Source organism: Geminocystis sp. NIES-3708, from assembly GCF_001548095.1.
Lineage (GTDB): Bacteria > Cyanobacteriota > Cyanobacteriia > Cyanobacteriales > Cyanobacteriaceae > Geminocystis.
The window spans coordinates 1984797-1997412 of sequence record NZ_AP014815.1 but is presented as its reverse complement, the minus strand read 5'-3'; the positions used below and the strand labels follow the sequence as shown (position 1 = coordinate 1997412).

Genomic DNA, 12616 nt, shown 5'->3' with positions numbered 1-12616 from the left:
AAATTATATTAATTTGTGTTAATAGTTAATAAATAATGGAATATTTTGCTCAAACATTAGCAGTAACAGAAAGAATTTTAAGAGAGTTATTTACTAGAAAAAGAAGTATTATTTTTTGGATGATTTTTCCTATTTTTATCTTGTTAATTAATAGTTATATCATTGCCGAAAGAGCAAAAATAACAACTACTTTAGCGATGAAAATATCAGCTCCATCTAGTCTTATCGGTGCTGCATTATTTTTTAGCTGTTTAGGAGGTACTATTGCTACTATTGTTGCTGAAAGAGAACAAAAAACTCTCAAACGTTTATTTATTTCACCATTGTCTGGAATTTCTTATTTTTTTGGTATTTTTTTTGCTCATTTTTTCATCGGTATTTTGCAAACAATTTTAGTTTATGGTTTACTTTTTTTCTCAGGAAAATATATCTCAGGTTCAATAATTTTAGGTTTCGTTATCATCTTTTTAAGTATTATTAGTTATGTTGGTTTAGGATTTATTTTAGGAACTCAATTAGCAAAAAGAACAGAAGATGTTAATACTATAGTTGCAACTTTTGGTGTACCTTTGTTAATTCTTGGAGGAACTTTTTTTCCTAGTTCTTTATTTCCTGAAAAACTTTTAAAAATAGCACAGTTTAACCCTATTTTTCACATGAATGAGGCTTTAATTGATGTATGGGGAAAAGGAAAATATTTTGATGAAATTCAAGGTCATTTTTTCTTCCTAATTATATTTGCTATTACCATGATATTATTAGGATGGTGCTGTTATGAAAAAATGATAAAATCAGAGAAAACACTTTAATAATTAATAATTGACAAATTATCATACTTTTTATCTTTCCTTTATGTATTACTTAAATAAAAATGCACATTTTAATTAGTAACGATGATGGCATTTTTGCCCTCGGTATTCGTACTTTAGCTAATACGATGGCTCATCATGGACATAGAGTTACAGTCGTTGCTCCAGATCGAGAAAGATCTGCTACAGGACATGGTTTAACCCTTCATCATCCCATTCGTGCGGATATTATTGAAGGAATTTTCGCCCCAGAAGTTACAGCTTGGTCATGTTCTGGTACACCTTCAGATTGTGTTAAATTGGGCTTAAGTGCTGTACTTCAAGAAAAACCTGATTTTGTCCTTTCAGGCATTAATCAAGGTTCTAATTTAGGCACTGATATACTATATTCGGGTACAGTTTCCGCCGCTATGGAAGGTACAATCGATGGTATTACAAGTATTGCTTTTAGTCTAGCTAGTTTTACTAAAAAAGAATTTCAACCCGCAGCTAATTATGCCGTAAGATTAATCCAACAACTAACGGAAAATCCCTTCCCTGAAGCCACATTACTAAATGTAAATATTCCTCCTATAGCGGAAAATGACATTGCAGGAGTGAAAATTACTCGTCAAGGTATTAGACGTTATATTGAGAATTTTCAAAAAAGACTTGATCCTAGAGGGAGAAGCTATTATTGGTTAGCAGGAGAATTAGTAGAAGAAATTGAGCAACCAGAACACATTTACTTACCACCTGATTTACCCACAGATGTTCAAGCTAATAAAGAAAATTATATTACTATTACTCCCTTACAATACAATTTAACTGATGTAGTGACTGTTAAAAGATTACAAAAAGATATATTGTCATTTTAAATATACTTAACAAGGGCGTAAATTGATGCTACGAAAAACATCTACTTATTTATTACCATTACCCCCATAGAAACTAACAAACTTATTTATAATAATGTCTCAAACCATGATATTCTGAATTTTACAAACTAACTTTAATCTAAATTTTAGCTGAAACTAATTATGTCTTCCTCCCAATTTTCTTCTGAAAGTGGGCTTTACGATGATAACGAGATTGTCACTATTTATGATGAAGAAGGGCGATCACTAGATTGTTACGTCGAAAACGAAATCGAGTATGATGGCAAAAACTATGTCTTGTTAATGCCTATCGACTTAGCCATTGTAATTCTCACTGAAGAAATCAACACTGATGATGAAGAATACGCCGAAACCATCATGGTAGAAGATAGTGACGAAATTGAAGCTATTTTCGATGATGCCAAAGCAGTATTAGGAGAATTAAATCTTTTCTTAAAACGTACTGGTTTTATCTTATCCGCCAGTGGTGAATTACCTCCCCTCGAAGAAAATAATATTATTAGTCTTGAAATTGAAGAACATATATCAGAAATCGAACCCGAAGAATTACAGTTTTTAGCTAGTTTTTATTGCCTAGAACAAAAATACAATATTTGTACTCCTTTAACTCCTATTTTGTTTGTAGGGGAAAGGAAAAAATTAGGAAAAATTGAAGTATTCCAAGCGGAGGAAGAAGAATTAAGCTGGATTCTTGAAGAATTATTATTTGAAGAATATGAGGAGAATTAATAATTAATAATTAATTAGCAATTAGACTTTTTCATAAGTTAAAAAGAAATTTAAGTAGATGTCTATTAACTATTAACTATTAACTATTAACTATTAACTATTAACTATTAACTATTGAACAGGTTGGACTAGATTTTCTTTACCTTCAATAATATTCATTGAGATAATTTTGTCTTCAGCAGTTAATTTGTTTAAGACTTCTTCCCCTTCAGTAACATAACCAAAGACGGCAAATCTTCCATCCATTAAGTTATATCCCGGAGGGGTTACTTCTGTATCAAATTTGAAGAAGAAAAACTGAGATGAACCACCATTAGCATCAGTCGTAGGACGTGCTAAAGCTACTGCACCAAAAGCATTAAATGGTAACACTGGTTGGGCTAAATACATTCCTATATCTTCTGTGGTAAATCCATAAATAGGTTCAGATTCTCCTTTAACAAGGATTTCTAAAGGAATAGATCTGTACTTATTCGTTTTAGGATCAATAAAACCCTCTTCTTCTCCTTCAGGATCTCCTGTCTGTAGTACATAGTAGTCTTCTGCACGATTAAAAGGTAAGCCGTCATAGAATTTACGCTCCACCAAATCAACAAAGTTACCACCTGTAACAGGTGCACTATAACCATCAACAACAATAACTAAATTTCCTTGAGTAGTTTTTACTTCTACTTTTGCTCTACCTAATAATTGCGGTAAATTAGCATATTCTTTGGGTACAGTAAAAGGATAACCTGTTACCATATCTTCTTCTAGTTCTGTGATATTATCTAAAATTCTGGCTCTGACAAGATAAATTTGCTCTCTATCTTCTTTTTCTGCTAATTCTTGTAATTTTGAGACATCTTCTGTCACGGCAATGACTAATTCTTTAGCTTTAGACTGTAATGTTTCAGGGAAACTGCTTATTAAGTCATCTTGATGTAACTTTAACAAAAAAGCTGCATTTTTAATTTCTTTTTTTACTAATGCCCAACGTTTTGAACGTAAATTTTTGGCAATTTTCTCAATATTTTCTTGAATTTGTCTAATAATATCATTATCTATGGGTAAAGCATATCTTAAAATCGCTTCAGGATCAGTAATAGCATCTCCTTGGGCTAAAACACTTTTTCTAACATTTTCTGCTTGAGCGGTTTGTAACCCTAAAGGATTAAAAGCAATCGCAACTATCAGAATCAAAAATGTTGTAATCGTTATTTTTAATATCCGTTTCCATTGATTAACTATCATATTTATATTTTAAAATTTGTGATAAATCTTCTATAGCTCATTATTTCACAAAAAAGTTAGGTTTTAATCTTGAGAGTTATTTCCTGATGTCATGACTAAGCCTTATTTTGGGAAACGTTTTATTCTTTTTTCTTAATGTAAAGTTTTGTTGTTAAGTTTAAAATTTTATGTTAAGCTATTTATAGATTAATTGACATAAACGCAATTTTAATACTATCAGGAGACTCATCATGGAAAACAAAGAATCTAAAGCCGGTTTTACCCCCTTTGCTGAAAACTGGAATGGTCGTTTAGCAATGTTGGGATTTGTAATCGGAATTGCTACTGAATTATTAACTGGAAAAGGCATTTTAGCCCAACTAGGCTTAATGTAATCAACGAAATTATCTTATTTACTAATTAAATATCATCGGCTGGATAAGTTTCCAGCACCTAAAAGGAGGCGTTATGCTTCCTTTTTTTTTGTTGTTGAAGATAAAAGCCTTAGTATTAAAGAATTAATCTTATATAATCATTTATGTTGAAATAATGACCACAAAAGAAAATCTGCAAACTTTTATTAACTTTTGTAAAGAACATATAACAGGACAAGAAAGAAAAGAAGCACAAATATTTTTAGACAGATTTTTTCAGGCTTTTGGTTATGATGGTGCATTAGAAGCGGGGGCGAAATACGAAGAAGCCATAAAAAAAGGCAGTAAAAAGAAAAATACAGGTTTTGCTGATTTAGTTTGGAAACCCAAGTTATTAATCGAGATGAAAAAACGAGGAGAAGACTTATCTAAACATTATCCTCAAGCCTTTGAATATTGGTCAAGATTAGTGCCAAATCGCCCTCGATACGTCATTTTATGCAACTTTGATGAATTTTGGATTTTCGACTTTGACTTACAATTAGATGAACCTGTAGATGTTGTGGCGATCGCCGATTTAGTGATAAGAGATTCGGCTTTTAACTTCATGGCAAGGAGTGAGAGTAAGCCAATTTTTAAAAATAATCAAGTGGATGTCACCGAAAAAGCAGGGCGACGACTAGGGGAATTATTCCAAATCCTACAAAAACGTCTTACTCCTTCTCGCCAGTGGGAGAGAGAGTTAGGGGGTGAAAGTAATTCTAATAATCACACATTAAAAATACAAAGATTTATTTTGCAATGCGTCTTGGGGATGTTTGCCGAAGACAGAGGCTTATTACCGAATAATCTGTTTATTCGTTGCGTGGAAGAATGCCTAGAAGGGGCGAATAGTTATGATGTGTTGGGTGGTTTATTTCGAGAAATGAATAATAAAGGAGTAACACCAACGGGAAAATATCAAGGGGTGGAATACTTTAACGGTGGTTTATTCGCTACCGTAGAAGCCATTGAATTAACTAAACCAGAATTAGATATTTTAGTCACCGTTGCGAAGCAAGATTGGAGTAAAATACGTCCTGCAATTTTTGGTAACATTTTTGAAGGCACTGTTAACGCCCAAGAAAGACATAGTTACGGGATGCACTACACCTCTGAAGCGGATATTATGAAAATTATACGCCCCACCATCAGCAAATATTGGGAGGAATTAATCGACAGTGCAAATACCATCAAAGATTTGACTAATTTACAAATTCAATTACAAGATTATAAAGTATTAGATCCTGCCTGTGGTAGTGGTAATTTTTTATACGTTGCCTATCAAGAATTAAAGAGAATTGAACAGTTATTATTAGATAAAATTGCTAGTAAAAGTAAAGGTAAAAATGTACAAACTAATCTCAGTTTTGTTACTCCAAATCAGTTTTATGGTATGGACATTAACCCCTTTGCAGTAGAGTTAGCAAAAGTTACTTTAATGATAGCTAGAAAAGTGGCAATTGATAAGTTTAATTTAACTGAACCTGCTTTACCTTTAGACAGTTTAGATAATAACATAATTTGTACCGATGCTTTATTTACTGATTGGCAAAAAGCCGATGCTATTATCGGAAATCCTCCTTTTTTAGGAGGGAAACACATGAGACTAAATTTAAGCGATGATTATGTAGAGAAAATATTTACTAAGTTTAAAGATGTTAAAGATTCAGTAGATTTTTGTAGTTATTGGTTTAAAATTACCCATGATAATTTAGAGGAAAATGGGAGGGCTGGATTAGTAGCAACTAACTCTATTTCTCAAGGAAAAAGCCGTAAAGCATCCCTTGATTATATTATGCAAAATAAAGGTTATATTCATGAAGCAATTTCGACTCAAGAATGGTCAGGAGAAGCCGCCGTTCATGTTAGTATTGTTAATTGGTGTAAGACTATTCCTAATAGTTATATCTTAGATAATCAGTTCGTAAATAGTATTAATACTTCTCTAACTTCAGAAGTTGATGTTACCCAAGCTAAGAAAATAAAAGCGAATCAAAATCTTTGTTTTCAAGGAGTTTTACCCGTAGGAAAAGGTTTTATAATTACGGAAAAACAAGCCCAAGAATTTATGAAAAGAGATGCTAAAAATAAAGAAGTAATTAAACTATTTTCAATGGGAGATAATTTAGCTAGTAATCCTCAGGGAAAACCTGATAGATGGATTATTGATTTCAATAATTTAAGTCTTGAATCGGCTTCTGATTATAAATTACCTTTTGAATATATTAGGGAAAATGTTAAGCCAGAAAGAGATAAAAATAGAGATAAAAAAGCTAGAGAAAACTGGTGGCTTTTCTTACGCTATCGTCCAAATATGCGAACAGCAATTAAAGATTTACCTTTCTGTTTTGCTGTGCCTAGAGTGTCTAAATGGTTTGTATTTATTCCTTTTTATCCTGATTGGTTAGCAGGAGATAAATCAGTCATTGTTGCTTCTAATGATTTTTATATTTTAGGTATTTTAACATCAAAAATTCATCGTATTTGGGCTAAGGCTCAAAGTTCAACTTTAGGAGAAACTCCAGCATATACTAATACAACTTGTTTTGAAACCTTCCCGTTTCCCCTCATTTGCCCTTCTGCTTCTAATTCTGGAGGAGTAATTAATAACAAGGCAAAGGGCTTAAGCCCCTTGTTAAATCTTGCCGTTATGGGGGATTTAGAAGCTGAGAAAATTGTGCAACAAATAAGGAAGAAAATGACAGAATTACATAATTATAGAACAGAACAAATGGAGAGAAAACAATGGGGAATTACGCAGTTATATAATGCTTTTTTTCATGAGCCAAGTAGTAAATTATATCAACTTCATCAACAGTTAGATAAGTTAGTAATGAAGGCTTATAATTTCGATGAAAATGATGATTTATTAACCCAAATATTAGCTTTAAACTTAGCAATTTCTGATACCGAAAATAACCATTAATAATTATGGAAGTAAATGCCTTTTATCTTTACTAATTAATCTTTTTTTGCGATCGCATTCAAAAAAATATAAAATTTTTAAGTTTTCCTTGTCACGGGTTGCATTTCATGATATTATTTATATAATAGGGATGTTTTATTTTCTGAACATAAGTAGTTAGACTACCATTATTATTTATACTTTTATTATTACCAAAACAAACAAAAAAGTCAAGGAAAAAACGATTTTTTTTGATGAAGGTAAATAAACTAAAATCCATAGAAATTGTATCTCTTAAAACTAGTAAAAAATCAAAGAAACTCTTACCCATTACTTACTAAGCATTTTAGAAGATCAGATCTAAATTGAACGCAATTTACGTAAATTATTAATAGTTTTGACAGTAAATTGTGCTACTTTCTCTATTTCTTCTTGGGTGTTAAATCTACCAATGCCAAAACGTAAGGAAGCCTTTGCTAATTTGTCAGAATGTCCTAATGCTTTTAATACATGAGAGGGTTTTGTTGAGTTTGATGAACAAGCTGAACCTGATGACACTGCCATCACAGATTGTAAAGCTAATAATAAAGCAGAGCCATCAACGCCGTCAATACTGATGTTCAAGTTTCCTGATAATCGTTGATTTAAGTCACCATTAAGATAAATTCCGTCTAATTGACTCAATTTTTGCCATAAGTAATTCCTTAACTCTTTTTGTCGCTTATTTTCTAAATCTAACTCTAGTAAAGCAATTTTTATGGCTTCAGCAAAACCAACAATTTGGGGTGTACATAGTGTACCAGATCGAAAACCTCTTTCTTGTCCTCCTCCTTGAATTTGTGAAGCTAATTTTACTCTCGGATTTTTGCGTCTAATATATAAAGCACCAATACCTTTTATACCATGAATTTTATGGGCAGTTAAAGACATTAAATCAATATTCATTTTTTGCACATCTAAAGAAATTTTACCGATAGCTTGAGCGGAATCAGTATGAAAAATAACTTCATTTTCTCGACAAATTGCTCCTATTTGAGTAATATCTTGAATAACACCTATTTCATTATTAGCCGTCATTACCGAAACTAAAATGGTATCATCTCGAATAGTTTTAGTCAGTAAATTTAAGTCTAATAAACCGTTTTTTTCTACAGGTAAAAAAGTCACCTCAAAACCCAAAGTCTGTAAATATTGACAAGGTTCAATAACTGCTTTATGTTCTGTTTGTACTGTTATAATGTGTTTACCCTTGGTAAAATAAGCCTCGGCAATGCCTTTAATTGCTAAATTATTTGCTTCCGTTGCACCACTGGTAAAAATAATCTCTGTTTCATCAGCATTAATAGTTTGAGCAATAATACTTCTAGCCTGTTTTACTGCCGCTTCCGCTTCCCAACCGTAAATGTGAGCGTTACTAGAAGGATTGCCAAAATATTCAGTAAAATAAGGCATCATAGCTTTTAATACTTGAGGATCTACTTTTGTAGTGGCATGATTATCCAGATAAATGGGACGATTCATAATAAGTAATAGATAATGAATAGTAAATAGTGAATAATGAATAATTGTTTTTATTCTTTCATTATTAATTATTAATTATTCAATGCTGATTGTTGTAAGTTATGATTGTAAAAAAAGACTAAACTAAGGCAGTTGTCAGTTTGTGGAGTAAAGAGTATGGATAGTGCCAATAATGAAAGAATTGTCGGGTATTTTATTGAAGAGGCAAAAGAGCATTTAGAAACCATCGAAAAAGGTATTTTAGATTTATCTTCGGCAGTGAATGATGAAGAAAGTATAAATGAATTGTTTAGAGCGGCTCATTCCATCAAAGGTGGTGCGGCAATGCTCAATTTTACTAGCATCCAAAAAACAGCTCATCGTCTTGAAGATGCTTTTAAAATATTACGGGATGATCCTCTTGAAACAGATCAAACTTTGGAAAGTCTTTTTTTGAAAGCCTATGATATTCTACAGGATTTATTGGAACGTTTACAAGGTCCTTTTGGCTTATCAGAGGAAGAGGGTGAACAAATTATGGAAGCGGCTGAACCTCATTTTGTAGAATTACAGAATTATATTCAACAATTGGCTGATGGAGAAGTACCAAAACCACCTCAAGTTACATCAGCTTCTGTTCGTGCTATGAGTCCTTCTCTCACTGCAATTCCTAGTGATGAAGTGGTAATGCAAGTTAGACAAATATTGCAACAAATGTTAGTGATTTTTAAACAAGAATCAACACCAAATAATCGTCAACAATTACAAACTATGTGCGATAAATTAGTGAATATTGCACCCGAAGAAAATGGTTGGCAAAATATTCTTAAATGTGCAAAACAAGCCATTAGTAATCCTAAACATTCTTACCGTTTATTAGCACCAGTTATTATTAAAGAAGTGAAGTTAGCTGGAGATTGTTTAGAAGTAGGAAAAGGATCAGAAATTGCCCCTTCTCAAGGATTAGAACAACTTGCCTATTCTAAATTACCACAAATTTTAGTGAGTGTCGATCCGAATATCGCCGCAGAAACTCTGGCGAAGGTTTTTAATAAAGAACAAATTTCTAAATTAGTTAATTTATTACAAGCAGTTCATTAAATTATTAATTCTTGATCATTAATTTTATTGTTTATTTTCTATTATTATATGTTTTAATTATTCACTATTAATTGTTAATTACTATGTTGCCGATTATAAAGAATTTTTTTGAGATTTATAACTCTTATTTGCAACCTATTTATTTCTTAATTGCTTGGATATTTTTAGGTTTATTATTATCAACATTAATCACAAGTTCAAGAGATATAAAAAAAAGAAGTGAAATTATGCACAAAATTCCTTGTAGTCGGTGTCAATATTTTACGAATAATTATCGCTTAAAATGTACTCTTCAACCTTTAATTGCTAACACTGAATCTGCCATAGATTGCTCTGATTTTATCCACAGAGAAAATTGGTAAAGAGTTGAGATTTCCAAAAAATAATTAATCATCATATTTATCATCATCGGATTATAATTGATTTGAAAAATATTTATCCTTAAAAAAATGAAAGATCCCCTTAATCATCATTGGCTTAATTATTTCAATTCCCTTACTTTAAGCATTATTGGAATGTTACTTATGAGTGATATTTCATCGGCAAACCCTCTTTGTTATATGATTGATGCTAATGGAAAACAAGTTAATTTATCCTTTTTATGTCCTACGGCTAAAGTTTTATCTCCAAAAACGACCACTAATCCCACTCCTACAACTAATCCTACTCCTACAACAACTAATCCTCCGAATATATCGCCAAATACTGTTCCACCACAAGCAGTCCCATCACCACAAAATAATAATGATACAGCTGTAGAAAATAAAGAAGTTGATCGTTCAAAATTACCACCAATACAAAGAGCAATTCCTTTATTACAAAAACAAAAAACCCCTGAAATTAACAATTAATCTTTAATTAAATTTGCCTAAAACATTGTTCAATCATCATCAATCTTTATCTATAATTATCATTATTAATAATTTTCCCAGTTCTTTAGATAAGCTAGTTCAAACGGTCATTAAACAATCTAATTTATTAGGAAAATCTCAGACTTTATTGCTAAATAATAATCGGGATATAAAAGTCATTAATTTATGTTTAGATACCGCTAAAAAATATAGTAATAAAGAAAATGAAATAATACCTATTAATATTAATAAAAATCAAGAGATTAACGATACTTATCAAAGTCTTTTAAATGTAGTCAAGGGAGAGATTCTCATTTTTATAAAAGGGAATTGTTATCCTGAAGATTCTTGGTTAGAAAATTTAATCAAGCCTTTTAATGATAAAAATATTAACATTATTGCTGGAGAAATTGAAGAAATTAAAACTCTCCATCTTTTCAAAAAAATCAGTTACTTAATTCATAAACTCATAAAAAAAGATAAGTTTAAATGTAGTAATATATTTGATGGTCAAATAGCTAATGTTGCCATAAAAAAAGAATTTCTTCAGCAACAAAAATCCTTGTATTTATCTAATATTAAAGAGAAAGAAAGTACTTATTATAATCGTATTTTAAATGAGGTAGAAGCAGAAATAATTTATCATCCTTTGGCAAAAGTCTATCAAAATCATAGAGATTAAGTGAACCTGAGTTCGATCTAAAATTATCAATAAAAGTGATACTAAAAGACTAGCAGACAAGAAGATTAGGAGAAAATTCATTTAAACATGATTAAAATTGATTTTCGATAATTATTTGTTAAATTTAATTTAGATGTTCATTTTAAAAACAATCACCTCCTTCTCCAAGTCATCCCTCTTTCTTCCTGTCTTGCCCCCATCAGTTTTCTTCTATCGCACTCAGGGTAAGTGAAATTAGGAGTTAGGAGAACGCTGACTGCCGATAGCTAAAACACCTCTCAAAATCTCACAAATCAGGTAGCAGAATTGATATAGTTACGAGAAATTTCCACAATTCGACTAGACGCTTTACCATCTCCAAAAGGATTAATTGCTTCTGCCATTTGATCATAACTGTTTTTATTTGCTAATAAATCACTGGCAAATGATAAAATTTGCTCCGCATTTGTTCCAATTAATTTTGCTGTACCACCAGTAACAGCTTCTGGTCTTTCTGTTGTTTCTCGTAAAACTAAAACAGGTTTTCCTAGACTGGGGGCTTCTTCTTGTAAACCACCAGAGTCAGTTAAAAGGAAAAAACAACGTTTAATTGCACCGACTAATTCTTTATAGTCTAAAGGTTCGGTTAAAAATACTCTTTCATGATTACCGAAGGCTTTTTTTAATGGTTCTCTTACGGTAGGATTTCGATGTAAAGGTAATAAAATAGCAGTATCAGGAAATTGCTCTAAAATTAATTGTAAACCGTTAATAATATCTGTTAGAGGTTGTCCCCAATTTTCTCGACGATGCACAGTGACTAATAACACTCTATATTTTTGCCAATCTAAGCCTTTTATCTCACAAGGAGGATTTTTTTGAGCAACAGAAAGTAAAGCATCGATAACGGTGTTACCTGTATGGTGAATTTCTCCTGTTACTCCCGATTTCTGTAAATTTTCCACTGCTAAGGTTGTGGGAGCAAAATGTAGTTGTGCAATTTGAGAAATTAAACGACGATTAGCTTCTTCTGGGAAGGGATTATAAATGTTATCTGTTCGTAGTCCAGCTTCCACATGACCAACGGGAATTTGCTGATAAAAAGCGGCTAAAGCGGCAGAAAAAGCTGTGGTAGTATCTCCTTGAGTAATAACTAACTGAGGTTTAATATTTTGAAATAATTTTTCTAATCCTTGTAAACTACGACAGGTGATGTCACTTAAACTCTGATTTGGTTGCATAATGTTTAAGTCTGTCGTTGCCTCTAACCCAAATAAATTCATTACTTGTTCTACCATTTCCCGATGTTGACCTGTTAAAATTACTTTAGTATCAAAATCCTCTGCTTCTTGAAAACATTTGATCACAGGTGCAAGTTTGATTGCTTCAGGACGAGTTCCTAAAGTAATACAAATAGTTTTTTTCGTTAAAGTCATATAGGGTAATGAGTAATGAGTAATCAGTAATTATTTTCATTGTTAATTATCCATTGTTTATTGTCAATTTTTGTCAGTGTTATACTATATAAACTTATCTTATGATAAAATTATTTTT

Annotated in this window: 12 protein-coding genes; 9 read left to right on the top strand and 3 right to left on the bottom strand. The window is 31.5% G+C overall.

Annotated features, from left to right (window positions below; genetic code table 11):
* Window positions 1-35 precede the first annotated feature (35 nt).
* From GM3708_RS08820 to GM3708_RS08810, 3 genes are all read left to right on the top strand, one after another.
* Window positions 36-809: an ABC transporter permease gene (locus GM3708_RS08820; RefSeq protein ID WP_066345687.1), complete on the top strand. Its 774-nt coding sequence runs from the start codon at window positions 36-38 to the stop codon at window positions 807-809.
* Window positions 810-871: 62 nt separating this feature from the next.
* Complete coding sequence (gene surE / locus GM3708_RS08815) at window positions 872-1666, top strand: 5'/3'-nucleotidase SurE (RefSeq protein ID WP_066345685.1); 795 nt, start codon at window positions 872-874, stop codon at window positions 1664-1666.
* A gap of 162 nt (window positions 1667-1828) precedes the next feature.
* Window positions 1829-2416, top strand: coding sequence for a DUF3727 domain-containing protein (locus GM3708_RS08810; RefSeq protein WP_066345683.1), 588 nt, complete (start codon window positions 1829-1831; stop codon window positions 2414-2416).
* Between the two features lie 111 nt (window positions 2417-2527).
* Here the strand turns inward: GM3708_RS08810 and GM3708_RS08805 are convergent, their stop codons facing one another.
* Entirely contained in the window at window positions 2528-3649 is a 1122-nt protein-coding gene (locus tag GM3708_RS08805) for a peptidylprolyl isomerase (RefSeq protein WP_066345681.1), read from the bottom strand.
* Between the two features lie 230 nt (window positions 3650-3879).
* Between GM3708_RS08805 and GM3708_RS08800 the strand changes: the two genes are divergently transcribed.
* Both GM3708_RS08800 and GM3708_RS08795 read left to right on the top strand, forming a co-directional pair.
* Window positions 3880-4023 carry a high light inducible protein gene (locus GM3708_RS08800; protein ID WP_066345680.1) on the top strand — a complete coding sequence of 48 codons (144 nt, stop codon included), beginning with the start codon at window positions 3880-3882 and terminating at the stop codon, window positions 4021-4023.
* A 154-nt stretch (window positions 4024-4177) separates the two neighbouring features.
* Window positions 4178-6970 carry a DNA methyltransferase gene (locus GM3708_RS08795; RefSeq protein ID WP_396229630.1) on the top strand — a complete coding sequence of 931 codons (2793 nt, stop codon included), beginning with the start codon at window positions 4178-4180 and terminating at the stop codon, window positions 6968-6970.
* Between the two features lie 339 nt (window positions 6971-7309).
* Here GM3708_RS08795 and GM3708_RS08790 read toward each other — a convergent pair whose 3' ends face one another.
* Window positions 7310-8473: an IscS subfamily cysteine desulfurase gene (locus GM3708_RS08790; protein WP_066345678.1), complete on the bottom strand. Its 1164-nt coding sequence runs from the start codon at window positions 8471-8473 to the stop codon at window positions 7310-7312.
* 153 nt (window positions 8474-8626) lie between these two features.
* On the opposite strand from GM3708_RS08790, the gene GM3708_RS08785 reads away from it, so the two are divergent.
* The 4 genes from GM3708_RS08785 to GM3708_RS08770 all read left to right on the top strand — a co-directional run bounded on the left by GM3708_RS08785 (window position 8627) and on the right by GM3708_RS08770 (window position 11083).
* On the top strand, window positions 8627-9550 hold the full coding sequence (locus GM3708_RS08785; protein WP_066345677.1) for an Hpt domain-containing protein: 924 nt from the start codon (window positions 8627-8629) through the stop codon (window positions 9548-9550).
* A 227-nt stretch (window positions 9551-9777) separates the two neighbouring features.
* A complete protein-coding gene (locus tag GM3708_RS19730; protein WP_315862613.1) occupies window positions 9778-9912 on the top strand; it encodes a hypothetical protein in 135 nt (44 codons plus the stop codon).
* An 87-nt stretch (window positions 9913-9999) separates the two neighbouring features.
* Window positions 10000-10401, top strand: coding sequence for a hypothetical protein (locus tag GM3708_RS08775; RefSeq protein WP_066345674.1), 402 nt, complete (start codon window positions 10000-10002; stop codon window positions 10399-10401).
* 13 nt (window positions 10402-10414) lie between these two features.
* Window positions 10415-11083: a glycosyltransferase gene (locus GM3708_RS08770; protein ID WP_066345673.1), complete on the top strand. Its 669-nt coding sequence runs from the start codon at window positions 10415-10417 to the stop codon at window positions 11081-11083.
* A gap of 293 nt (window positions 11084-11376) precedes the next feature.
* Here the strand turns inward: GM3708_RS08770 and wecB are convergent, their stop codons facing one another.
* Window positions 11377-12498 carry a non-hydrolyzing UDP-N-acetylglucosamine 2-epimerase gene (wecB, locus tag GM3708_RS08765; RefSeq protein ID WP_066345672.1) on the bottom strand — a complete coding sequence of 374 codons (1122 nt, stop codon included), beginning with the start codon at window positions 12496-12498 and terminating at the stop codon, window positions 11377-11379.
* Window positions 12499-12616 lie beyond the last annotated feature (118 nt).